The sequence below is a fragment of the Pseudomonas sp. yb_9 genome (genome assembly GCF_043103635.1).
Lineage (GTDB): Bacteria > Pseudomonadota > Gammaproteobacteria > Pseudomonadales > Pseudomonadaceae > Aquipseudomonas > Aquipseudomonas monteilii.
Genome location: NZ_JBICKA010000111.1, coordinates 23,590 through 46,675 on the forward strand (window position 1 = coordinate 23,590; position 23,086 = coordinate 46,675).

The 23,086-nt window shown below is 63.4% G+C and carries 18 protein-coding genes; 14 read left to right on the forward strand and 4 right to left on the reverse strand.

What is annotated here, in order from left to right:
• Positions 1-243 precede the first annotated feature (243 nt).
• From ACF8MI_RS26885 to ACF8MI_RS26950, 14 genes are all read left to right on the forward strand, one after another.
• The gene (locus ACF8MI_RS26885) at positions 244-1,560 is read left to right on the forward strand and encodes a nucleotide sugar dehydrogenase (protein WP_016713524.1); all 1,317 of its coding nucleotides are present in this window, start codon (positions 244-246) and stop codon (positions 1,558-1,560) included.
• Positions 1,561-1,634: 74 nt separating this feature from the next.
• Complete coding sequence (locus tag ACF8MI_RS26890; protein WP_025753970.1) at positions 1,635-3,116, forward strand: glycosyltransferase family 2 protein; 1,482 nt, start codon at positions 1,635-1,637, stop codon at positions 3,114-3,116.
• Positions 3,117-3,153: 37 nt separating this feature from the next.
• A complete protein-coding gene (locus ACF8MI_RS26895; protein WP_200929112.1) occupies positions 3,154-4,320 on the forward strand; it encodes an alginate biosynthesis protein Alg44 in 1,167 nt (388 codons plus the stop codon).
• 12 nt (positions 4,321-4,332) lie between these two features.
• Positions 4,333-5,760, forward strand: coding sequence for an alginate biosynthesis TPR repeat lipoprotein AlgK (gene algK, locus ACF8MI_RS26900; protein WP_200929111.1), 1,428 nt, complete (start codon positions 4,333-4,335; stop codon positions 5,758-5,760).
• Positions 5,757-7,235, forward strand: coding sequence for an alginate export family protein (locus ACF8MI_RS26905; protein ID WP_156868099.1), 1,479 nt, complete (start codon positions 5,757-5,759; stop codon positions 7,233-7,235). The genes algK and ACF8MI_RS26905 overlap by 4 nt, the downstream gene beginning before the upstream one ends.
• Before the next feature lie 16 nt (positions 7,236-7,251).
• Positions 7,252-8,811 carry a mannuronan 5-epimerase AlgG gene (algG, locus tag ACF8MI_RS26910; protein ID WP_060499769.1) on the forward strand — a complete coding sequence of 520 codons (1,560 nt, stop codon included), beginning with the start codon at positions 7,252-7,254 and terminating at the stop codon, positions 8,809-8,811.
• Positions 8,812-8,824: 13 nt separating this feature from the next.
• Complete coding sequence (locus ACF8MI_RS26915) at positions 8,825-10,267, forward strand: alginate O-acetyltransferase (protein WP_060499768.1); 1,443 nt, start codon at positions 8,825-8,827, stop codon at positions 10,265-10,267.
• Between the two features lie 8 nt (positions 10,268-10,275).
• The gene (locus ACF8MI_RS26920) at positions 10,276-11,379 is read left to right on the forward strand and encodes a mannuronate-specific alginate lyase (protein ID WP_060499767.1); all 1,104 of its coding nucleotides are present in this window, start codon (positions 10,276-10,278) and stop codon (positions 11,377-11,379) included.
• Positions 11,380-11,575: 196 nt separating this feature from the next.
• A complete protein-coding gene (locus tag ACF8MI_RS26925) occupies positions 11,576-13,033 on the forward strand; it encodes an MBOAT family protein (RefSeq protein WP_060499766.1) in 1,458 nt (485 codons plus the stop codon).
• A 10-nt stretch (positions 13,034-13,043) separates the two neighbouring features.
• Positions 13,044-14,201 carry an alginate O-acetyltransferase gene (locus ACF8MI_RS26930; RefSeq protein WP_392518122.1) on the forward strand — a complete coding sequence of 386 codons (1,158 nt, stop codon included), beginning with the start codon at positions 13,044-13,046 and terminating at the stop codon, positions 14,199-14,201.
• A gap of 20 nt (positions 14,202-14,221) precedes the next feature.
• Positions 14,222-14,869, forward strand: a complete 648-nt coding sequence (locus tag ACF8MI_RS26935) for an alginate O-acetyltransferase AlgF (RefSeq protein WP_016713514.1) — start codon at positions 14,222-14,224, stop codon at positions 14,867-14,869.
• A gap of 35 nt (positions 14,870-14,904) precedes the next feature.
• Positions 14,905-16,359: a mannose-1-phosphate guanylyltransferase/mannose-6-phosphate isomerase gene (locus ACF8MI_RS26940; protein ID WP_060499764.1), complete on the forward strand. Its 1,455-nt coding sequence runs from the start codon at positions 14,905-14,907 to the stop codon at positions 16,357-16,359.
• An 83-nt stretch (positions 16,360-16,442) separates the two neighbouring features.
• A complete protein-coding gene (locus tag ACF8MI_RS26945; RefSeq protein ID WP_025753977.1) occupies positions 16,443-16,907 on the forward strand; it encodes a hypothetical protein in 465 nt (154 codons plus the stop codon).
• Between the two features lie 16 nt (positions 16,908-16,923).
• The gene (locus ACF8MI_RS26950) at positions 16,924-17,736 is read left to right on the forward strand and encodes an SDR family oxidoreductase (RefSeq protein ID WP_060499762.1); all 813 of its coding nucleotides are present in this window, start codon (positions 16,924-16,926) and stop codon (positions 17,734-17,736) included.
• Positions 17,737-17,865: 129 nt separating this feature from the next.
• Here ACF8MI_RS26950 and ACF8MI_RS26955 read toward each other — a convergent pair whose 3' ends face one another.
• The 4 genes from ACF8MI_RS26955 to ACF8MI_RS26970 all read right to left on the reverse strand — a co-directional run bounded on the left by ACF8MI_RS26955 (position 17,866) and on the right by ACF8MI_RS26970 (position 22,967).
• Positions 17,866-19,317 carry an efflux transporter outer membrane subunit gene (locus ACF8MI_RS26955; RefSeq protein WP_060499761.1) on the reverse strand — a complete coding sequence of 484 codons (1,452 nt, stop codon included), beginning with the start codon at positions 19,315-19,317 and terminating at the stop codon, positions 17,866-17,868.
• Positions 19,314-20,375 (reverse strand): HlyD family secretion protein, encoded by a 1,062-nt coding sequence (locus tag ACF8MI_RS26960; RefSeq protein ID WP_060499760.1) that lies wholly within the window; start codon positions 20,373-20,375, stop codon positions 19,314-19,316. Before ACF8MI_RS26960 ends, ACF8MI_RS26955 begins: the two co-directional genes overlap by 4 nt.
• Positions 20,376-20,403: 28 nt before the next feature.
• Positions 20,404-21,945, reverse strand: coding sequence for an MFS transporter (locus ACF8MI_RS26965; protein WP_392518125.1), 1,542 nt, complete (start codon positions 21,943-21,945; stop codon positions 20,404-20,406).
• Positions 21,946-22,061: 116 nt separating this feature from the next.
• Positions 22,062-22,967 (reverse strand): LysR family transcriptional regulator, encoded by a 906-nt coding sequence (locus ACF8MI_RS26970; protein ID WP_200929108.1) that lies wholly within the window; start codon positions 22,965-22,967, stop codon positions 22,062-22,064.
• Between the last annotated feature and the right edge of the window lie 119 nt (positions 22,968-23,086).

Below are 23,086 nucleotides of genomic sequence, written 5' to 3' on the forward strand. Positions count from 1 at the left end.
AAGCACAGCAACGCGCCAAGTAGCGCATTGCAATAAAGACGGCTGCATTTCAGGGCACGTTTTTTAATAGATGGCTTTTTACTGCCAACTTTGAGTGCATAACTTCTTGCGCTCTGGATTTATTTTGCCTGCGCTCGGCGAAGTGTGCATTCGCCATGGATCCGTGCGCCCGAAAACTGTTGTTAATCAACCCGGCCGGCACTTTGGTAAGCGTCGGCGTGATAAACACATGAGGTGATAGCGATGCGTATCAGCATCTTTGGTTTGGGTTATGTGGGTGCAGTCTGTGCAGGCTGCCTGACGGCGCGTGGCCATGAAGTGATCGGTGTGGACGTGTCCAGCACCAAGATCGATCTGATCAACCAGGGCAAGTCGCCCATCGTCGAACCTGGCCTGGAAGCACTGCTGCAACAGGGCATCGCCAATGGCCGCCTGCGCGGCACCACCGACTTCGCCGAAGCCATCCGTGCAAGCGACGTGTCGATGATTTGCGTGGGTACCCCCAGCAAGAAAAACGGCGACCTGGGCCTGGAGTACATCGAGTCGGTGTGCCGCGAAATCGGCTACGTGCTGCGTGACACCACCCGCCGCCACACCATCGTGGTGCGCAGCACCGTGCTGCCGGGCACCGTCAAGAACGTGGTCATCCCGATTCTCGAAGACTGCTCGGGCAAAAAGGCCGGCGTTGACTTCGGCGTGGCGGTCAACCCGGAATTCCTGCGTGAAAGCACCGCTATCAAGGACTACGACCAGCCACCGATGACCGTCATCGGCGAACTGGACAGCGCCAGCGGCGACATCCTGCAGGCCCTGTACGAAGAGCTCGACGCCCCGGTGATCCGCAAGCCGATCGAAGTGGCCGAGATGATCAAGTACACCTGCAACGTGTGGCACGCCACCAAGGTCACCTTCGCCAACGAAATCGGCAACATCGCCAAGGCCGTAGGTGTGGATGGCCGTGAAGTGATGGACGTGGTCTGCCAGGACACCGTGCTGAACCTGTCCCAGTACTACATGCGCCCTGGCTTCGCCTTCGGCGGCTCGTGCCTGCCCAAGGACGTACGCGCCCTCACCTACCGCGCCGCCAGCCTCGACGTACGTGCACCGCTGCTCGACTCGCTGATGCGCAGCAACGAATCGCAGGTGCAGAACGCCTTCGAGCTGATCGAAGCCCACGACAAGCGCAAGGTCGCCCTGCTGGGACTGAGCTTCAAGGCCGGCACCGACGACCTGCGCGAAAGCCCGCTGGTAGAGCTGGCCGAGCGCCTGATCGGCAAGGGCTACCAGCTGGACATCTACGACGAGAACGTCCAGTACGCCCGCGTCCACGGTGCCAACAAGGACTACATCGAGTCGAAGATCCCGCACGTGTCGTCGCTGCTCAACGCCGACTTCCAGCAGGTGATCGACAACGCCGACATCATCGTGCTCGGCAACCGTGATGAGCAGTTCCGCGCGCTGGCTCAGCAAGCGCCAGCGGGCAAGCAGGTGATCGACCTGGTCGGCTTCATGAGCAAGCCGACCTGCACCACCAGCCGCACTGAAGGCATCTGCTGGTAAGTGCCTGGCCGGGCAACGGAAGCCTCCCCACTTCCGTTGCCCACCCTCCCCCAAATTCTCGACGGATGCTGAACATGCAAAGGCTCCAGACCGTGCTGTTGCAGTGCGCCGGGTGGCTGCTCTACATGAGCCTGCTCATGCTGATCGCCCTGGCCCTGCCAGCCGATATCTTCGACTCGCAGTCGAAGCACTTCATCTTCCTGGTCGGCGCAGTCGGCATCTGGCGCTACTCCATGGGCGCCACCCATTTCATCCGCGGCATGATCTTCCTCTACGGTGTGTACCCGTACCTGCGCCGCAAGGTGCAGAAGATGGGCAATGCCACCGACCCGTCGCATGTGTACCTGATGGTGACCAGCTTTCGCATCGAAGCGCTGACCACCGCCCAGGTGTACAGCTCGGTGATCCGCGAGGCGATCAACTGCGGCTTCCCCACCACCGTGGTCTGCTCGCTGGTGGAAATGTCCGATGAACTGCTGGTGAAAAGCCTGTGGGCCAAATACAACCCGCCAGCCCATGTGAAGCTGGACATCGTGCGCATTGCCGGCACCGGCAAGCGCGATGGCCTGGCCTACGGCTTCCGTGCCATATCGCGCATGCTGCCGGACGAAAACGCCGTGGTGGCGGTGATCGACGGCGACACCGTGCTGGCCGATGGCGTGGTCCGCAAAACCGTGCCGTGGTTCAAGCTGTTCCCCAACGTCGGCGGCCTGACCACCAACGAGTTCTGCGAAGTACGCGGCGGCTACATCATGAGCGAGTGGCACAAGCTGCGCTTCGCCCAGCGCCACATCAACATGTGCTCCATGGCCCTGAGCAAGCGCGTGCTGACCATGACCGGGCGCATGTCGATGTTCCGCGCCAGCGTGGTGACCAACCCTGAGTTCATTGCCGACGTCGAAAGCGACTCGCTGATGCACTGGCGACTGGGCCGCTTCAAGTTCCTCACCGGTGACGACAAGTCCAGCTGGTTCAGCCTGATGCGCCTGGGCTACGACACCTTCTACGTGCCGGACGCCGCCATCAATACGGTCGAGCACCCGCCCGAAAAGAGCTTCTTCAAGGCCAGCCGCAAGCTGATGTACCGCTGGTACGGCAACAACCTGCGGCAGAATTCCCGTGCGCTGGGCCTGGGCCTGGGCCGCCTGGGGCTGTTCACCAGCATTGTGCTGTTCGACCAGCGCGTGTCGATGTGGACCAGCCTGCTGGGGCTGACCGTGGCGGTGATCGCCAGCCTCAAGTTCGGCCTGGCCTTCCTGCTGGTGTACCTACTGTGGATCGGCATCACCCGCCTGATACTCACCGTCATGCTGCTGTGCTCCGGCCACAACGTAGGCCCGGCCTACCCGCTGATTCTCTATTACAACCAGATCATCGGCGCGCTGATGAAGATCTACGTGTTCTTCCGCCTCGACAAGCAGTCGTGGACGCGTCAGCCCACTGCCCTCAAGCGTGACCTCGCCAGCTTTCAACAATGGTTCAACACCTGGTCCTCGCGGACCATGACCTTCTCGGCGGCCAGCATCTTCGTTGCTGTGCTGTTCATGGTCGTGTGAGCCCAACCCGGATCGGATCTAACAGGAACAAACCACCATGAATACCGCCGTGAACGTCAATGTCGTGCATGAGTCCGAAGCCCAGCGCCAACACGCCCGGGTGCGCATTCCCGCCAAGCTGCGTTTTCTGGACGCCCAGCGCCAAACCCATGAGGTGAAGGTCGACGACCTTTCTGCCGGTGGCCTGAGCTTCCACACCAAGCAGCCATTGTCGGTAGGCGATGTACTGCGCGGGCGCCTGCAGTTCGTGGTCGACAACCTGGGCCTGTCGATCGACATCGAGTTCCAGGTGCGCTCGTACAACCCGAGCAGCGGCCGTACCGGTGCGCAGTTCCAGAACCTCGAACCCCGCGACATCGCCACGCTGCGGCACATCATCACCAGCCACCTGTCCGGTGAGCTGATCAGCATCGGCGACGTGCTCAGCACCCTGCAACGTGACAACTTCACCAAGGCGCGTAAGCAAAAAGACGGCGGCTCGGGCCTGAGCGCCTTTGGCCGGTTCAAGGCAGTCACCGTCACCTTGGGCGTGTTCGTGGTCGGCGTCGCGGCTTTCGGCTTTGTCGCCAAGTCGTTGTACGGCATGTATTTCATCAGCCATGCCGAAGCCGGTGTGGTCGCGGTACCGACCACCACCATCACCATGCCGCGCGACGGCACCGTGAGTAGCCTGGTCGAGGGCGGTGGGCAGATCGCCAAGGGCGCGCCATTGGCCAGCTTCTCCACCAGCATGCTCGACATGCTCAAGGGCAATCTGGACGACTCGCAGCTGGAGCCGGCGAAGATCGAAGAGCTATTCGGCAAGCAGCTGTCCGGCACCCTCACCAGCCCCTGCGATTGCGTGGTCGCCCGCCAGCTGGTGGACGACGGCCAGTATGCCGCCAAGGGCCAGCCGATCTTCCAGCTGATCCCGCGCACCACCACGCCCATGGTCGAAGCCCGCTTCAGCTACCGCCAGTTCGACGAGGTCAAGCCAGGTACCCGGGTCAACTTCCAGGTAGCCGGCGAAGACGAAGTGCGCACCGGCCAGATCGTCAGCAGCGCCAGTCTCAACAGCGACGACCTCGCCTCCGACATTCGTGTGCAGATCAAGCCTGACAGCGGCCTGCCTGCCGAACTGGCCGGCCGCCCGGCTGCGGTCAACAGCGACCGTGGCCCATCGCTGAACTGGTTGATCGACAAAGCCGTCGCCCGTGGGCTGTAAGAGGATCACAGCATGATTCCCTACAAGAAGAGCACAAGCCTGGGCCTGTGTGCCCTGGCTGCCGCCATCACCCTGGCCGGCTGTGCCGGCCTGCCCGACCAGCGCCTGGCCAACGAAGCCATGAAACGCGGTGACACGGCCTTGGCCGAGCGCAACTACAAGGCCCTGGCCGACCTGGGCTACAGCGAAGCGCAAGTGGGCCTGGCCGACATCAAGGTGGCCACCCGCGACCCGTCGCAAATCAAGGAAGCCGAGGCCACCTACCGCGCCGCAGCGGCCACGTCGCCCCGCGCTCAGGCGCGCCTTGGCCGCCTGCTGGTGGCCAAGCCCGACAGCACCCAGGCCGAGCGCGAGGAAGCCGAGTCGCTGCTCAAGCAAGCCGCCCGTCAAGGCGAAAGCAACACCCTCATTCCGCTGGCGATGCTCTACCTCAGCTACCCGCAGAGCTTCCCCAAGGTCAACGCACAGCAGCAGATCGACCAATGGCGCGCCGCCGGCAACCCGGAAGCGGGCCTGGCCCAAGTGCTGCTGTACCGCACCCAAGGCACCTACGAGCAGCACCTGGGCGAGGTGGAGAAAATCTGTAAAGCCGCCCTGAACACCACCGACATCTGCTACGTCGAACTGGCCACCGTGTACCAGAAGCGTGGCCAGGCCGACCAGCAAGCCGCCCTGCTTGACCAACTGAAAGCCGCCTACGCCCGTGACGCCGTGCCGGCCACCCGGGTCGACAGCGTTGCCCGTGTGCTGGCTGACCGCAGCCTGGGCCAGACCGACGAGAAAACCGCCAAGGAGCTGCTTGAGCAGGTGGCCCCGGTGAACCCAGCATCCTGGGTCAGCCTGGCACAACTGGTGTACGACTTCCCCGAACTGGGCGACACCGACCAGTTGCTGGCCTACATCGACAAGGGCCGCGAAGCCGAACAGCCGCGCGCCGAACTGCTGCTGGGCCGCCTGTACTACGAAGGCAAGACCCTGCCAGCCGACGCCAAAAAGGCCGAGCAGCACCTGCAGGCTGCCGCCGACGCAGGTGAGATCAGCGCCCATTACTACCTGGGCCAGCTGTACCGCCGTGGCTATTTGGGCAACGTCGAGCCGCAGAAGGCTGTCGACCACCTGCTGGCCGCCGCCCGTGGCGGGCAGAACAGCGCCGACTATGCCCTGGCCCAGCTGTTCAGCGAAGGCCACGGCATCCGCCCGCAACCGGGCAACGCCTGGGTGTTCGCCCAGCTGTCGCAGGTCAACCCGACGCCGCAATCGGGCGAACTCTTGCAGCAACTCGACCAGCAACTCACGCCTGATCAACGCAGCCAGGCCCAGCAACTGCTGGACCAGGAAAAGCAGGCACGCGGCAGCATGGCCCAGGGCGCGAACAGCACCCTGGCACTCGAAGCCCTGCAAGACGACGAAAAAGACGTAGACGGTGAGGACTCGCTATGACGCTCAATCCCTTCGTGAAAGCTGGCATCGGCCTGAGCTTCGCCCTGCTGTGGTCCTGCCCGACCCTGGCGGAAATGACCGCTGAGAAAAACTTCGGCCTGGACGTGAAAATCACCGGCCAGTCGGAAGACGACCGCGACCTGGGCACCCGCCCTGGCGGCGACGTCAACGGCCTGGGCCTGGACTTGCGCCCGTGGGTGTACGGCGAACGCGGCAACTGGAGCGCCTACGCCATGGGCCAGGCCGTCGCCGCCACCGACACCATCGAAACCGACACCCTGCGCCAGAACGACGACGGCACCACCACCGACACCGGTGACGACAGCCGCCAGCCAGACAAAAGCTACCTGGCCATGCGCGAATTCTGGGTGGGCTACAGCGGCCTCACCGCCTACCCCGGCGAGCAACTTCGCCTCGGTCGCCAGCGCCTGCGCAGCGACGATGGCATGTGGCGCGACACCAATATCGAAGCACTGAACTGGACCTTCGACACCACCCTGCTCAAGGCCGACCTGGGCGTGGCCCAGCGCTTCAGCGAATACCGCACCGACCTCACCGAACTGGCCCCGGAAGACAAGGACCGCACCCACATCTACGGTAACGTCGCCACACAGTGGACCCCTGGCCACTGGGTAGGCGTGCGCGCCCACCACACCCACGACAGCGGCAGCCTGAAAAACCCGGGCGAAACCGTCGATGCACTGGACAAGACCCGCACCGGCGACCTGACCTGGCTGGGCCTGGAAGCCAACAGCGACGCCTACAACTGGCGCAACGACCATACCGTCAACTACTGGGGCAGCGTCACCTGGCTGACCGGTGACCGCGACACCCTCAGCAGCCAGGCCGTCGGCGACGAGCAGGTTGCCACCGGCAAGCAGAGCGGCGATGTCAATGCCTGGGCCACCGACCTCGGCATTCGCCTGCGCCTGGACCCGCAATGGCAGGTCGGCGCGGCCTATGCCCGTGGCAGCGGCGGCGGTGGCGAGGACGGTTCGAACAACTTCGAGCAGACCGGCCTTGAGAGCAACCGCTCCAACTTCACCGGCACCCGCTCGCGCGTGCACCGCTTCGGTGAAGCGTTCCGTGGCGAACTGGGCAACCTGCAGGCCGCCACCCTGTTTGCCTCCTGGCAGCTGCGCGATGACTACGACGCCAGCCTGATCTACCACAAGTTCTGGCGTGTCGACGGCAACCAGAACATCGGCTCCAGCGGCATCAATGCCGCCGTCGACGACAACGGCGTCAACCGCCAGCTGGTCGACGGTGAAAAAGACCTTGGCCAGGAAATGGACGTGGTCGTGACCAAATACTTCAAGCAAGGCCTGTTGCCAGCCTCCATGAGCCAGGCCATCGACGAGCCATCCGCCCTGGTGCGCCTGCGCGCCGGTGTGTTCAAGCCGGGCGACGCCTATGGCAAGGAAGCGGATTCGTACATGCACCGCGCCTTCGTCGACGTGATCTGGCGATTCTGAGGCCGGGAGAGACCTGATGAACCTTCACCCGCACTTACGTCACAGCCTGTTGGCCAGCGCCTTGCTGCTGGCAAGCCACCTGGTCGCCGCCGCAGAACCTCAGGTCATTGCCAAGGAACTGCAGCAGGCCAAGACCTACACCGTGGCCAGCGCGCCGATCGAGCCGCTGCAGATGGACCCGCCCAAGCTGCCCGACCTGACCGGCTTCACCGCCGAGGCGGTGCAGAAGAAGATCGACCGCAGCCACAAGGGCAAGGTCAGCCTGCGCCGCATGTTCCAGGAAGACACCCTCAAGGAATTCGTCGGCGGCGACAACAAGGCGGCCGAGTGGGTGCAGCGCCAGCACGGTATTCCGCAGGCGATCTTCGTCGATGACGGCCATGTCGACCTGGTGGAACTGAGCAAGAAGGTGCCCAGACAGTACCTCAGCGAAGTCGAGCCGGGCGTGTACCTGGCACGCCTGCCGATTGTGGTCGGGCAAAAGGGCATCCTCGAGATCGACGGCAAGGTCAAGCAGTTGCGCCTGTCCCAGGAGGGCGGTTCGTTCCTGGTCAACGACGGCAAGCTGTTCGTCACCGACACCCAGGTGACCGGCTGGCGCGAAAAGGACAACGGCCCGGCAACCTTCCGCTCGCCCAAGGAATTCCGCCCGTTCCTGCTGTCGTGGGGCGGCACCGAGACCTACATCGTCAACACCAAAATGGCCAGCTTCGGCTACGCCAAGTCCAAGTCGTATGGCGTGAGCATCTCACAGTACACGCCGAACATGGCCAAGCGCATGGGCCGCCCGGAACCCACCGGCTGGATCATCGGCTCTGAGTTCAGCGACATGTGGTACGGCTTCTACTGCTACGAGACCCAGGACTTCGTGGTGAAGGACAGCACCTACCGCGACAACATCGTGTACGGCATCGACCCGCACGACCGCTCGCACCGCCTGATCATCGCCGGCAACACCGTGTACGGCACCAAAAAAAAGCACGGCATCATCGTTTCTCGTGAGGTGAACGACAGCTGGATCATCAACAACAAGAGCTACGACAACAAGCTCTCGGGCGTGGTGATCGACCGTAACAGCGTCAACAACCTGATCGCCTACAACGAGATCTACCGCAACCACACCGACGGCATCACCCTGTACGAAAGCGGCGACAACCTGATCTGGGGCAACAAGCTGATCAACAACCGCCGCCACGGCATCCGCGTGCGTAACAGCGTGAACATTCGCCTGTACGAAAACATCGCCATGGCCAACGGCCTGGTGGGCGTTTACGGCCACATCAAAGACCTGTCCGATACCGACCGCGACATTGCCCTGGACCCGTTCGACACCAAGGTGTCGCTGATTCTGGTGGGCGGTGAACTGACGGCCAACGGCTCCGGCCCGCTGTCGATCGACTCGCCGCTGTCGGTCGAGCTGTACAAGGTGCAGATGCTCGCCCCGCGCAAGGCCAGCGGTATCAGCCTCAACGGCATCCTGGGTGAACGCCAGGACGAAATCCTCGACCTGCTGGTGCGCCAGCAAAAGGCTGTGCTGATCGACCCGGTCGAACGCCAGACCGAAATGATCGATTAAGGAAGCCCAGACCATGACCCCACACCTGATGAAACTGCTGGGCCTGTCCGCCGCCCTTCTGGCGATCAGCCAGGGCGTGCGCGCCGACGAGGTGAAGGCCCCCACCTTCAGCGCCGAGCCGTGCTGCCAGCTGTGCCCTGAAGCGCACGACGCCAGCCGCTACACCACCCGTTACCAGCAGAACTTCACCACGCTGGTGCAGGCCAAGGGTGACTGGCTGTTCCGTACCCGCGAAGACCTGCGCACCGAGTTCAACACCACCCCGGCCGGCTACAAGCGCCTGCAACAGGTACACGATGCGTTCAAGAAGCGCGGCGTGGAACTGGTGGTGGTGTACCAGCCGACCCGTGGCCTGGTGAACCGCAACATGCTCAACCCGGCCGAGAAAGCCGCCTTCGATTACCAAAAGGCGTTGGGTAACTACCAGGCCATGCTCAAGCGCTTTGCGAGCATGGGCTACAACGTGCCCGACCTGTCGCCGCTGACCAACGAACAGCTGGCCGCCGCCGACCAGGGCAAGGACTTCTACTTCCGTGGCGACCAACACTGGACGCCATACGGCGCCGAACGCGCCGCCAAAATCGTGGCCGACACCGTGCACCACATGCCGGCCTTCGAAGGCATCCCGCGCAAGGAATTCGAAACGAAAAAATCCGGGCGCATGGGCAAGACCGGCACCCTGCACAACGTCGCCGGCCAGCTCTGCGGCACCAGCTATGCGGTGCAGTACATGGACCAGTTCGCCACCGAGCCTAAAGGTGCCAGCGGTGGTGGCGACGACCTGTTCGGTGACGGCGGCAACGCGCAGATCACCCTGGTCGGCACCAGCCACAGTGGCAAGAACTACAACTTCTCGGGCTTCCTCGAACAGTACATCGGTGCCGACGTGCTCAACGTCGCCTTCCCTGGCGGTGGCCTGGAAGGCTCGATGATCCAGTACCTGGGCAGCGAGGAATTCCAGAAGAACCCGCCGAAGATCCTGATCTGGGAGTTCTCCCCGCTATACCGCCTGGACCAGGAAACCATCTGGCGGCAAATCCTTGGCCTGCTCGACGACGGCTGCGACGACCGCCCGGCCCTGATGAGCGCCAGCACCACCCTCAAGCCCGGCAAGAACGAACTGATGGTCAACGGCAAGGGCGGCGTGATCAAAGAGCTGATCAACCGCAACCTGCAGATGGACGTGAAGTTCGAAGACCCGTCGGTGAAGGTGTTGCAGGCCACCCTGTGGTACCTCAACGGCCGCCACGAAGACATCAAGCTGGAAAAACCGGAAACCTCCGACACCGACGGCCGCTTTGTCTTCCAGATGCGTGAAGACGAGGACTGGGCCAGCCAGCGCCTGCTGGCGTTCGAGGTGCAGGGGCCGGAAAGCGGCACCCAGAAAGTCGAAGCCAAGCTCTGCAAACGCAACAACTTCGCCGTGCCCGCGCACACCGCGCAGGCCGGCCAGTGAGGCGACCCATGACCACCTTCAAGCAAATTTTCCGCCCCGCCCTGCTCGCGCTGGCCCTGTTCGGGGGGGCCGCGCACGCCGCGCTGGTACCCCCCCAGGGGTACTACGAAGGGATCGAAAAGCTCAAGACAGGCGACGGTCACTTCCGCTGCGAAGCAACGCCTAAGCCGTACACCGGTGCGCTGCAGTTCCGCAGCAAGTACGAAGGTTCGGACAGTGCCCGGGCAACCCTCAACGAGGATTCAGAGCAGGCCTTCCGCGATTCCACCAAGGACATCACCACCCTGGAGCGTGGCGTGGCCAAGATGGTCAACCAGTACATGCGCGACGGACGCCCGGCACAACTCGACTGCGCCCTGACCTGGTTGGGCACCTGGGCGCGTGCCGATGCGCTGATGTCCACCCACTACAACCACACCGGCAAATCCATGCGCAAATGGGCGCTGGGCAGCATGAGTGGTTCGTGGTTGCGCCTGAAGTTCTCCAACTCGCAGCCGCTGGCGGCGCACCAGGCCGAGGCCGAGCTGATCGAGAAATGGTTCGCCCGCCTGGCCGAGCAAACCGTGCGCGACTGGAGCAACCTGCCGCTGGCGAAGATCAACAACCACAGCTACTGGGCCGCCTGGTCGGTCATGGCCACCTCGGTGGCGACCAACCGCCGCGACCTGTTCGACTGGGCCGTGAAGGAATACAAGATCGGCGCCAACCAGGTCGACGAGCAGGGCTTCCTGCCCAACGAGATCAAACGCAAACAGCGCGCCCTGGCCTACCACAACTACGCCCTGCCACCGCTGGCGATGATCGCCAGCTTTGCCAAAGCCAACGGTGTGGACCTGCGCAGCGAAAACAACTTCGCCCTGCAGCGTCTGGGTGAAGGCGTGCTGTACGGCGCTCGCGACCCTAAGCACTTCGCGGAACGCGCAGGCGAAAAACAAGACATGAAAGACCTCAAGGTCGACAGCAAGTACGCCTGGCTCGAACCCTGGTGCGCGCTGTACCAGTGCGTGGGCGACACGCTCGAACGCAAGCACGGCATGCAGCCGTTCGACAGTTTCAGGCTCGGCGGCAACCTGACCCGGGTCTATGACCCGAGCGCAGAGAGCAAGAAATGAGCTAACCCCTGTATGGGATCGGAACCTGTGGGAGCGGGCTTGCCCGCGAACAAGGGCGAAGCCCTTGCCATGCACCGCGAAAACTTCTTCGCGGGCAAGCCCGCTCCCACAGGGACCTAAGTTGCCTCCCGGTTTTGCACTGGGGGGTTTGGGGGGCGCTGTGCCCCGGATGCTGTGAACAAAAAGGAGAACCGGGATGGTCTTCTCGTCCAACGTGTTCCTGTTCCTGTTCTTGCCGATCTTCCTCGGCCTGTACTACTTGAGCGGGCAACGCTATCGCAACCTGCTGCTGCTGGTCGCCAGCTACATCTTCTATGCCTGGTGGCGGGTGGACTTCCTGGCCCTGTTCGCCGGGGTCACCCTGTGGAACTACTGGATCGGCCTTAAAGTCGGCGCCTCCGGCGTGCGCACCAAGCCGGCCCAGCGCTGGCTGCTGCTGGGCGTGGGCGTCGACCTGGCGATTCTCGGCTACTTCAAATACGCCAACTTCGGTGTCGACAGCCTGAACGCGATCATCAGCTCGTTCGGCCTGGAGCCGTTCATTCTCACCCATGTGTTGCTGCCGATCGGTATCTCGTTCTACATCTTCGAGTCGATCAGCTACATCATCGACGTGTACCGTGGCGACACCCCGGCTACCCGCAACCTCATCGACTTCGCAGCGTTCGTGGCGATCTTCCCGCACCTGATCGCCGGCCCCGTACTGCGCTTCAAGGACCTGGTCGACCAGTTCAACAACCGCACCCACACTCTGGACAAGTTCTCCGAAGGTTGCACCCGCTTCATGCAGGGCTTCATCAAGAAAGTGTTCATCGCCGACACCCTGGCGGTAGTCGCCGACCACTGCTTCGCCCTGCAAAACCCGACCACGGGCGATGCGTGGCTGGGCGCGCTGGCCTACACCGCGCAGCTGTACTTCGATTTTTCCGGCTACAGCGACATGGCCATCGGCCTGGGCCTGATGATGGGCTTCCGCTTCATGGAGAACTTCAAGCAGCCCTACATCAGCCAGTCGATCACCGAGTTCTGGCGGCGCTGGCACATCAGCCTGTCGACCTGGCTGCGCGACTACCTGTACATCACCTTGGGCGGTAACCGCAAAGGCACCTTCAACACCTACCGCAACCTGTTCCTGACCATGCTGCTGGGCGGCCTGTGGCACGGCGCCAACTTCACCTACATCATCTGGGGCGCCTGGCACGGCATGTGGCTGGCCATCGAGCGTGCGCTGGGTATCGACACCAATCCGCAGCGCTTCAACCCGGTGAAATGGGCGTTCACCTTCCTGCTGGTGGTGGTCGGCTGGGTGATCTTCCGCGCCGAAAACCTGCACGTGGCAGGCCGTATGTACGGCGCCATGTTCAGCTTTGGCGACTGGCAGCTGTCGGAACTCAACCGCGCCAACCTCACCGGCCTGCAAGTGGCAACCCTGATCATTGCCTACATCACGTTGGCGTACTTCGGCCTGCGCGACTTCTACCGCAATGCCAAGCCGACGCCCAAGGCTACCCCGGTGCAAGTCAACGCTGACGGCTCGATCGGCCTGGACTGGACCCGGGTGATGACCCGCGCCCTTGTGCTCCTGCTGTTCGTGGCCTCAATCCTCAAGCTTTCGGCGCAAAGCTACTCGCCGTTCCTGTACTTCCAGTTCTGAGGCCGATGACATGAACCGTACTTTACGCATCACCTATTCACTGTCGTTCCTCGGCTTGCTGGTGGGCATGGGCGTGTGGTCCACCGGTGGCCTGCAAAGCTTCCAGCGCACCGAGCAGATGACCGTGCTCAACGGCAAGCTGGCCAAGGCCGCCGAAACCCACTACGACGCCGAATTCCCCATCAAGCGCCTGGGCACCAACCTCTGGGCCGCGTTGGACTTCAAGCTGTTCAACGAAGGCCGCCCCGGTGTGGTGCTGGGCCGCGACCAGTGGCTGTTCAGCGACGAAGAGTTCAAGCCCACTGTCGGTGCCGAGCAACTGATGCAGGAAAACCTAGCGCTGATCCGCGGCGTGCGCGACACCCTGCAGCAGCACGGCAGCCAGCTGGTACTGGCCATCGTGCCGGCCAAGGCGCGTATCTATTCGGAATACCTGGGCAAGGAGCAACCGGCCAGCCTGCACGACGACCTGTACAACCAGTTTCATGCCCAGGTGCGCCAGGCCAACGTGCTCGCCCCGGACCTGCAAGCGGCCATGGAACAAGCCAAGGCCCGTGGCCAGGTGTTCCTGCGCACCGACACCCACTGGACGCCGATGGGCGCCGAAGTGGCAGCGCAGGCGCTGGCTGAAGCCGTAAGCCGACAGAACCTGCTCAACGGCGAGCCGCAAACCTTCGTCACCGAAGCCGGCAGCACGGCGCCCTACAAAGGCGACCTGACCAACTTCCTGCCGCTCGACCCGCTGTTCAGCAACCTGCTGCCAACCCCGGACAACCTGCAACAACGCACCACCCACCCGGCAGAAGCAGCGGCTGAAGGCGACGACGCCCTATTCGCGAACAACGAAATCCCGGTAGCGCTGGTGGGCACCAGCTACAGCGCCAACCCGCACTGGAACTTCCTGGGTGCGCTGCAACAAGCCCTGCGCAGCGACGTGGCCAACTACGCCGAAGACGGCCATGGCCCGCTGCTGCCAATGCTCAAGTACCTGCAAAGCGATGCCTTCAAGAACGCCGCACCGCAAGTGGTGGTGTGGGAGTTCCCCGAACGTTATCTGCCCATGAAAAACGACCTCAGCAGCTTCGACCCGCAGTGGATCGCGCAGCTGAAGAACACCCGTAAATCCGAAGAAAACCTGGCCTTGTCGTCCACCCGGACGAACCACTGAACGATAGAGAGGAAATGCACATGACTACCAAGACTTCCATTGCCAAAGCCCTCACCCTCGCGGCCGGCCTTTCCCTTGCTTCGATGCAGGCCTTCGCCGGTGCCGACGCCGCCCTGTATGGCCCAAGCGCGCCGAAAGGTTCGACCTTCGTGCGCCTGTACAACGCCGCCAGCGCACCCGCTGCCGCTTCGGTCGGCAACACCCAGATCAAACAGGTAGGCGCTCAGGCCAGCAGCGACTTCAGCTTCCTGCCAGGCGGCGACTACACCGCCCAGGTCGGCGGCAAGAGCGTGCCGGTGAAGCTGGCCTCGGACAAGTACTACACCCTGGTCAACAGCAGCAGCGGCAACCCCCAGCTGATCGAAGAACCGCCTTTCAAGAACAAGCAGAAAGCCCTGGTGCGCGTGCAGAACCTGAGCGACCAGCAGCTCACCCTGAAAACCGCCGATGGCAAGACCGAAGTGGTCAAGCCGGTGGCCGCCAACGGCCGTGGCGAACGTGAAATCAACCCGGTGAAGGTCAACCTGGCGTTGTTCCAAGGCGACAAGAAAGTGGGCGACGTGAAACCCGTCGCCCTGGAGCGCGGCGAAGCCGCAGTGCTGTACGTAACGGGTTCCGGCAACGCCTTGTCGCCGGTGTGGGTAACTCGCCCCGTGGCTAGCAACTGATCCCTCTGCCTATTAACGACTATTGGAGAAACATGATGATCCCGGTAATTCTTTCTGGTGGTAGCGGTTCGCGTCTGTGGCCTCTGTCGCGCAAGCAGTTCCCCAAGCAGTTCCTGGCCCTGACCGGCGAACACACGCTGTTCCAGCAAACCATCGAGCGCCTAGTGTTCGAAGGCATGGACACGCCGATCGTGGTCTGCAACAAGGACCACAAGTTCATCGTTCAGGAGCAGCTGGCGGCGCTGAAACTGGAAACCCAAGGCATCCTGATGGAGCCGTTCGGCCGAAACACCGCACCCGCCGTGGCCATGGCCGCCATGAAGCTGGTCAACGAAGGCCGCGACGAGCTGATGCTGGTGCTGCCCGCCGACCATGTGATCGATGACCAGAAGGCCCTGCAACGCGCCCTGGCTCTGGCCACCGTGGCCGCCGAGCGTGGCGAGATGGTGCTGTTCGGCGTGCCGGCGACCAAACCGGAAACCGGCTACGGCTACATCCGCTCCAGCCAGGACGCCCTGCTGCCCGAAGGTGTGGCGCGGGTTGCCCAGTTTGTTGAAAAGCCCGACGAGAAACGCGCCGCCGAGTTCGTCCAGGCCGGTGGCTACTTCTGGAACAGCGGCATGTTCCTGTTCCGCGCCAGCCGCTTCCTCGAAGAGCTGAAAAAGCACGACGGCGACATCTATGACACCTGCGTGCTGGCCCTGGAGCGCAGCCAGGAGGATGGCGGTGTGCTGAGCATCGACGAAGCCACCTTCGCCTGCTGCCCGGACAACTCCATCGACTACGCGGTGATGGAAAAAACCCAGCGCGCTTGCGTGGTGCCGATGTCGGCCGGCTGGAGCGATGTGGGCTGCTGGTCATCGCTGTGGGAGGTGCACGAGAAGGACGAGGATGGCAACGTCACCAAAGGCGACGTGGTGGTGCAGGACAGCCGCAACTGCATGATCCATGGCAACGGCAAGCTGGTGTCGGTGATCGGCCTGGAAAACATCGTGGTGGTCGAGACCAAGGACGCCATGATGATCGCCCACAAGGACAAGGTCCAGGGCGTGAAGCAGATGGTCAAGACCCTGGACGAACAGGGCCGCACCGAAACCCAAAACCACCTGGAAGTGTATCGCCCGTGGGGCTCGTACGACTCGGTGGACATGGGCGGCCGCTTCCAGGTCAAGCACATCACCGTCAAGCCGGGCGCCAGCCTGTCGCTGCAGATGCACCACCACCGTGCCGAGCACTGGATCGTGGTGTCGGGTACTGCCGAGGTGACGTGTGACGAGAACGTGTTCCTGCTGACCGAGAACCAGTCTACGTACATTCCGATTGCCTCGATCCACCGCCTGCGCAACCCGGGCAAGATCCCGCTGGAGATCATCGAAGTGCAGTCCGGGAGTTACCTGGGCGAGGATGATATCGAACGTTTCGAGGATGTGTACGGACGAACCTCCACACCCGTCGAGCGTGGTGTTTCAGTGAAGACCATCGCGCAGTAAGCAACACCGAGGGCCGCTTTGCGGCCCTTTCCCATTTCAGGCTACGATGGTCAGACAGTGCGCAACCAAGGTCTGCCCGCCCCATGATCATCGGTGCCTTCCTCATTCTTACCTGGCTGGTGCTGCTGTTGCGCTACCCGGCCAAGGCCCTGCCGATTTCGCTGGCTGCTGTGTGCGGCCTGGGTTTGGTGGCGTTGTTTGTCGTCTGGCAGGACAACCGCGAAACCTCACGACTGGCCCGCCTGGACTTGCGCCTCGTTTATGCCCCCGAACAATGCCCTGCCGACCGTGCGTTGCAAGTACGCATGAAAAACGGCAACAAGGTGCCGCTTACCGAACTGCGCTGGCGGGTGGCGGCGTATGCGCCGGGCGATACCGTGAACCTGGCCGAGAACACCTACAACGCCCCACGCTATCGAGGGCCGGGTGAATTGCAGCCAGGGGCCGAGTGGAAAGACTGCCTGCCATTGCCACCGCTGCGCTCCGGGTACCGGCCGCAAACGCTGGAATTCCGTGCCGAACACCTGCAAGGCACCTTCGCCAATTAATCAAAGGCCTCCCCCCATGCCCACCGTTCTGATCACCGGTTGTTCCAGCGGCATCGGCCGCGCACTGGCCGACGCCTTCCGCGATGCCGGCCACACCGTCTGGGCCACTGCGCGCAAGGCGGAGGATGTTGAAGTGTTAAGCGCCGCCGGTTTTACCGCGCGGCAGTTGGACGTAAATGACAGCGAGGCCCTGGCCCGCCTGGCCGAGGAGCTCGAAACCCTCGACATCCTGGTCAACAACGCCGGCTACGGCGCCATGGGCCCGTTGCTCGACGGTGGCGTGGACGCCCTGCGCCAGCAGTTCGAAACCAACGTGTTCGCCGTGGTGGGCGTAACCCGCGCGCTGTTCCCGTTGCTACGCCGCTCACGAGGAACAGTGGTGAACATCGGCAGTGTTTCCGGTGTGCTGGTCACACCGTTCGCCGGTGCCTACTGCGCCTCGAAAGCCGCTGTACATGCCTTGAGCGATGCTTTGCGCCTGGAGCTGGCGCCGTTCGGTGTGCAGGTGATGGAAGTGCAGCCGGGCGCGATTGCCTCGCAGTTTGCCAACAACGCCCAGCGCCAGGCGGAGCAGGTGCTGGCGGCGGATTCGGCGTGGTGGCCGTTGCGTGAGCATGTACAGGCACGGGCGCGGGCTTCGCAGGACAAACCGACTTCGGCGGCGGTGTTTGCCCAAGGCGTACTGGCGGCCGCTGGTAAGTCACCGGTACCCGCTGTGGTGCGGTTGGGGAATGGCAGTACGGCGCTGCCGCTGATGGCCCGGTTGCTGCCTCGGCGGGTGCTGGATTGGGCGTTGCGCAAGCGGTTTGGGCTACTGCGGCCGCTGTGAGTTTTGGGCTGCCTGTACCGGCCTCTTCGCGGGCAAGCCCGCTCCCACAGGATCCCACCAGGCCCTAGGCCTGCGCTGTACCTGTGGGAGCTGGCTTGCCGGCGATGGGCCGGACAGCGGCCCCGCTTTTTATGCTTTCTTCACCGGCTGCTCATCAAACGCCTGCCAGCCACCCCCTAGGGCCTTGTACAGCCCCACCAGCGCCTGGGACACCGCCGCCGAGCTGTCGATCCACTGCTCCTCGCTGGCCAGCAATGCACCCTGCACCGTCAGCACATTGAGAAAGTCCACTGCCCCTTCCACATACTGGCGCTGGGCGGTTTCCAGGGCGATGCGGTTCTGCCTCACAGCCTCGGCCAAGTGGTCACGGCGCAACTGGCTGGCGTTGTACAGGCGAAGCACATCGTCGATCTCATGCCAGGCGCCCAGCACCACCTTGCGGTAGTTCAGCGCCGCTTCCTGCTGCTGCGCCTCGCGCAGTTCCAGGGTGCCCTTGAGCCGGCCACCCTCGAAGATCGGCAACGACAACTGTGGCCCGAAGGCAAAGCGGCGCGAATCCCAGCCGCCGAAATCAGACAACTGCATGGCCTGGAAACCGACGCTGCCCGACAAGCGGATACTCGGATAGAAATCAGCCTTGGCCACCCCAATGCTAGCCGTGGCGGCATGCAGGCGGGCTTCGGCCTGGCGGATGTCCGGGCGGCGCTCGGCCAGTTCGGACGGCAGGCCGATGGCAAACTTCTGCTGCGGCGCGGGTAGTTCACCGCCTCGCAGCAACTCAGTCTGGAGGCTGCGCGGCGGTTCGGCGGCGAGCAGGCTGAGGGCGTTGATCAAGTCATCGCGCCGGGCCTCCAGGCTTGGCAGGCGGGCTTCGATAGAAGCGACCTGGGCACTGGCCTGGGCCACGTCCAGACGCGTGGCGACACCTTCGGCCTGGCGATCTTCGGAGAGCTTCAGGCTGTGTCGGGCGACCTTCAGGTTGTCCTGCGTCACATCAAGGGTGTGCTGTACAGCACGCAACTGGATGTAGTTGCCGGCGGTCTCCGACAGCAAGGCCAGCAGCACCCCACGGCGGTCATTCTCGGCCACTTCGACCGTGGCATCAGCAGCCTCCACCTGGCGCCGCACGCGGCCCCACAGGTCCAGTTCCCAACCGGCCACCAGGTCGCCCTGCCAGAGGTTGTAGGCCTCTTTGCCCGCCTTGCCAGACGGGTCGCTCAGGCCTTCGGCGCTGTTGCGGGCACGGCTGTAGCCAGCGTTCGCGTCTACCGACGGCACTTCATCAGCCGCCACGGTGCTGCGCAAGGCGCGGCTTTGCAGCAAGCGGGCACTGGCCATCTGCAGGTCGAGGTTGCGTTCGGCAACGCGCTGGATCAGCGCACTGAGCTGTCCGTCATGAAAGGTTTCCCACCAGCGCAGCTCCAGCGGTTCGGCTTGCGGCTGGCTGGGTGCTGCCTGGCCTTGAACCGGCGCCCACTGTTGCGGTGCCTGGCTGTCGGGGCGCAGGAAGTCCGGGCCCATCGTGCAACCGGCCATCAACACAGCCAGCAGCAAGGGGCTCAAGCGTAATGCAGGTTTCATCGTGCGCTTACCTCTTTGCCATCCAGCTTGTCGCCACGGGTATCGATGGTCGCCTCCACCGACATGCCCACCCGCAAGCGGGAGAGCAACGGCTGCCCGTCATCGAACACGATCTTCACCGGGATGCGCTGCACAACCTTGGTGAAGTTGCCGGTGGCGTTGTCTGGCTTGACCGCAGCGAAGGTCACGCCGGTAGCCGGGGCGATACTCTCTACGTGGCCTTGCAGCGTTTCACCGGAGAAGGTGTCAACGCTGATACTCACCGGCTGCCCCGGCTGCACATGGGTCAGCTGGGTTTCCTGGAAGTTGCCGACCACATAGGCCTGCTGCAACGGCACCACCGATAACAGGCGTGCGCCGGGATTGACGTAAGCGCCCACGCGCAGGGCGCGCTCGCCGACCATGCCATCCACCGGCGCCGTGATGCGGGTGTAGGACAGGTCGAGCTGTGCCTTTTCCACACCGGCTTCGGCACGCTTGAGCTGGCCATCGGCACTGGCCACCTGGGCGGTGAGGATGTCCACTTGCTTACGCGCCGCCACCAGCGCCGCCTGGGCATTGGCCAGGCGAGCGCGGGCTTGGTCGACGCCGCTGCGTGCCTGCTGGGCATTCTGAACGGTACCAGCGCCCTGCTCGGCCAGGCGGCTGTAGCGGTTGACTTCATGGTCGGCGAACGCTGTTTCGGCCTGGGCCGCTTTCACCGCCGCCTCGGCCTGGGCAATCAATGCGGCCTGGCGCTCGAGCGTGGCGCGGGCATCGGCACTTTGCGCCTGAGCCACCAGCAACTGGGCCTGAGCGGCATCCAGGGCGGCCTGGTAGTCACGGGCATCGATGGTCGCCAGCAACTGGCCTGCCGAGACCTGCTGGTTGTCTTCTACCCGTACGTCCTTGATGAAGCCTGCCACCTTGGGCGCGACTACGGTGTAGTCGGCAATGACGTAGGCATCGTTGGTGCTCTGGCGGTGGTCGCTGCCGAACATCCAGGGGCCGACAATGCCAGCCAGAACGGCCACGGCCAATACCGAGCCAATGAACAGGGTTTTGCGGTTGTTGGTCATTTCAGCGGTTCTCGAATTCATCCAGGGTTCAGGCCACCGCACGCGGCGGGTAGACCCGGGTAGGCACGAAAGGAATCAGGCAGATCAGGGCCACGGCGATGCCAGCCATGACCAGGTAGAGGTCGGCGGAGGTCAGCACCAGCGCCTGGTCGCGAATACGCCGGGCCAGGCCCGCAACGCTGTCGTCGACCAGCGGGGCGTTGCCCAGGCTGTCCACCAGGTGATTGGAGTGGAAGTGCCGGCGCAGGGTGCCAAGTGCATCCAGCAAGCCACCCGCGATGACTGCAGACAGGCCTTTGACAGTGTTGAACCAACTGGAGGCGAACGGGCCTTCCTGTGGGGTCATCCCGTTGGTGGACAGCATCAGCAGTGGCAGCACCGCCATGGGCTGGCCGAACACCTGCAACAGGTAGAACGGGTAGAAGTCGCCACGGTTCCACTCGCTGGTCAGCAGGCTGCTGCCGACACATGACACCGCCAGCATCGCCAGGCCGATGCCCAGCACCCAGCGGCAGTCCACTGCGCGGATGTTGCACAGGGCTGCCGTCAGCGGCAGGGCGATCAGTTGCGGCATCGCCACCAGCATCATCAGCGGGCTGGTCTGTGCCGGGCGGTAGCCCTGGATCTGCGCAAGGTACGCCGACGGGATACTGCCCACGCCCGACAGTACGATCAACACGCCGGCCAAGGTCACCAAGGCGAAACTCAGGTTGCGCCGCTGCAGCATGCGCAACTGGAAAAACGGCAGCGGCTCGGACCATTCGTTGAACATGAACAGCACCAATAGCAGCAGGCCACCACCCAGCAGCCAGCAGATCAGCGGCGAATCGAACCAGCCCCAACGGTCACCCAGCGACAGGCCCAGCACGATGCAACCGATGGCGGGCAGGCCCAGCAACACGCCGCGCCAGTCGAACTGCTTGAAACGCTCCAGGCGCAGCGGGTCTTGCGGAAGGCCCCAACCCACGCAGACGATGGCCAGCGCCGACGGCAGGATGATCTGCCAGAAGGCCCATTGCCAACCGACGTACTCGGTCCATAGCCCCGCCAGCGGCGTGCCAAGGTTGGGGCCGAAAGTGGCGGTCAGTGCATAGCAGGCCAGGCCATAGACCTTGATGCCCGGCGGCAGAAAGCGCAGGGCCACGCTCATCAGCATCGGCGGCAACGCACCCGAGGCAAAGCCCTGGAGTACACGCAGCAGCATCAGGCTGTGCAGGTTGGGGGCGAACGGCTGCAGCAGGCCAAGCACGGCGAACAGGCCAATGGCGCTCATGGTGAAGCGCCGCAGTGAGAAGGTGGTGGCCAGCCACGGCGCAAAGGCCATGGCCGAGACCGAAGCGGCGCTGTACACCGCCAGCAGCCAGGCGCCTTCATCGGCACCGATGCCCATGGCTCCGCGGATATCGGCCAGGGAAATCTTGGTGACTGACTCGTTCAGGCCCGCGCACAGCACGGCCAGCAATACACCGAACAGCCCCACCACCACCTGCACGCCGAACGCCGTCTGCGCAGGTGCCGCCGGCGCGGGGGCGGCGGCCAACGCCGCAGAGGGTGCGGTCAGGGAACTCATGAAATTACATCTCCAGCAACCATTTCGAGGCTGGAGCAAGTTTAAGAAGGTCGAATGCTGACGAAAACTGACTTGTTGGCAGTTTTATATTGTGTCAGACGCAATCGTCAGCAGCGTCACGGATCAATACTGCCGCACGCTTTCAACGTCTGGCGTAGCCAGCGATGCGCGGGATCGTTATCGAATCGCGGGTGCCATGCCTGCTTCACATTGACCTTTTCCAACGTCACGGGGATCTCGAACGAGCGCAATGGCAACTTCAACCGCTGCACACTGTTGAGGATATTGGCCGGTATCGGCAGGATCAGGTCTGAATCGGGCAACGAAAACATGGCCGAGTGGAAGCTGGTGGTGATCAGCGCTACCCGACGCTCCACCTTGTGGTTGGCCAGCGCCACATCGATCGGCCCATTGGCGCGGCCACGCCGGGATACGCTGATCTGCGGGTAGGCGGCGAAACGCTCAGGGGTGATCGGGGCGTCGAAGATCGGGTGCCCCACACGCGCAAGGCCCACGAAGTAGGTGTGGAACAGGCTCTGCACCTTGATTTCCGGGCCCAGCACAACGGCCGAACTGATGATCAGGTCGATATGCCCGTTGCGCAGCACCGCATCATCGTCACCACTGCCCTCCGGGACGAACCGCAACACCGTACGCGGCGCCTGGGCCAGCATCATGCGCAGGAGCTGGGCGCCGTACAAGGCAATGAACAGATCATTGGTGCGAATGTTGAAGGCACGGTCCAGGTTCACCAAGTCGACATCGTCTCGGCTGCGGAACACCTGCCCGGCCTGCTCTACCAGCCTATGCACCTGCTCGCGCAGGGCCAGCGCCCGTGGCGTCGGTACCAGGCCACGACCGGCACGCACAAGAATCGGGTCGCCCATGGCCTCGCGAATACGCCCCAAGGTCCGGCTCATCGCCGCCGGGCTCAGGTTCATGCGCTGTGCTGCGCCGACCACGCTGCCCTCGTCGAGCAGGGCATCGAGGGCGACGAGCAGGTTCATGTCCGGGAGTTGCATGGCCGTTTTCCGTGGCAGCTGTGGGAATGGCGATGGTAGCAGGTTGGTGGATTGCACCAGACGCAATGCGCTCGTGCGTGGCGGGGCATTTATTCGATGGTCGGGTTCGGCCTTAAATG

What these genes read in the sequence shown, in the direction of transcription:
- ACF8MI_RS26950 (WP_060499762.1), top strand. Translation starts at nt 16,924, where the DNA reads ATGCCCACCGTTCTGATCACCGGTTGTTCCAGCGGCATCGGCCGCGCA.
- algG (WP_060499769.1), top strand. Translation starts at nt 7,252, where the DNA reads ATGAACCTTCACCCGCACTTACGTCACAGCCTGTTGGCCAGCGCCTTG.
- ACF8MI_RS26930 (WP_392518122.1), top strand. Translation starts at nt 13,044, where the DNA reads ATGAACCGTACTTTACGCATCACCTATTCACTGTCGTTCCTCGGCTTG.
- ACF8MI_RS26970 (WP_200929108.1), bottom strand. Translation starts at nt 22,967, where the DNA reads ATGCAACTCCCGGACATGAACCTGCTCGTCGCCCTCGATGCCCTGCTC.
- ACF8MI_RS26935 (WP_016713514.1), top strand. Translation starts at nt 14,222, where the DNA reads ATGACTACCAAGACTTCCATTGCCAAAGCCCTCACCCTCGCGGCCGGC.
- ACF8MI_RS26885 (WP_016713524.1), top strand. Translation starts at nt 244, where the DNA reads ATGCGTATCAGCATCTTTGGTTTGGGTTATGTGGGTGCAGTCTGTGCA.
- ACF8MI_RS26955 (WP_060499761.1), bottom strand. Translation starts at nt 19,317, where the DNA reads ATGAAACCTGCATTACGCTTGAGCCCCTTGCTGCTGGCTGTGTTGATG.
- ACF8MI_RS26890 (WP_025753970.1), top strand. Translation starts at nt 1,635, where the DNA reads ATGCAAAGGCTCCAGACCGTGCTGTTGCAGTGCGCCGGGTGGCTGCTC.
- ACF8MI_RS26915 (WP_060499768.1), top strand. Translation starts at nt 8,825, where the DNA reads ATGACCCCACACCTGATGAAACTGCTGGGCCTGTCCGCCGCCCTTCTG.
- ACF8MI_RS26945 (WP_025753977.1), top strand. Translation starts at nt 16,443, where the DNA reads ATGATCATCGGTGCCTTCCTCATTCTTACCTGGCTGGTGCTGCTGTTG.
- ACF8MI_RS26905 (WP_156868099.1), top strand. Translation starts at nt 5,757, where the DNA reads ATGACGCTCAATCCCTTCGTGAAAGCTGGCATCGGCCTGAGCTTCGCC.
- ACF8MI_RS26940 (WP_060499764.1), top strand. Translation starts at nt 14,905, where the DNA reads ATGATCCCGGTAATTCTTTCTGGTGGTAGCGGTTCGCGTCTGTGGCCT.
- ACF8MI_RS26920 (WP_060499767.1), top strand. Translation starts at nt 10,276, where the DNA reads ATGACCACCTTCAAGCAAATTTTCCGCCCCGCCCTGCTCGCGCTGGCC.
- ACF8MI_RS26925 (WP_060499766.1), top strand. Translation starts at nt 11,576, where the DNA reads ATGGTCTTCTCGTCCAACGTGTTCCTGTTCCTGTTCTTGCCGATCTTC.
- ACF8MI_RS26960 (WP_060499760.1), bottom strand. Translation starts at nt 20,375, where the DNA reads ATGACCAACAACCGCAAAACCCTGTTCATTGGCTCGGTATTGGCCGTG.
- algK (WP_200929111.1), top strand. Translation starts at nt 4,333, where the DNA reads ATGATTCCCTACAAGAAGAGCACAAGCCTGGGCCTGTGTGCCCTGGCT.
- ACF8MI_RS26965 (WP_392518125.1), bottom strand. Translation starts at nt 21,945, where the DNA reads ATGAGTTCCCTGACCGCACCCTCTGCGGCGTTGGCCGCCGCCCCCGCG.
- ACF8MI_RS26895 (WP_200929112.1), top strand. Translation starts at nt 3,154, where the DNA reads ATGAATACCGCCGTGAACGTCAATGTCGTGCATGAGTCCGAAGCCCAG.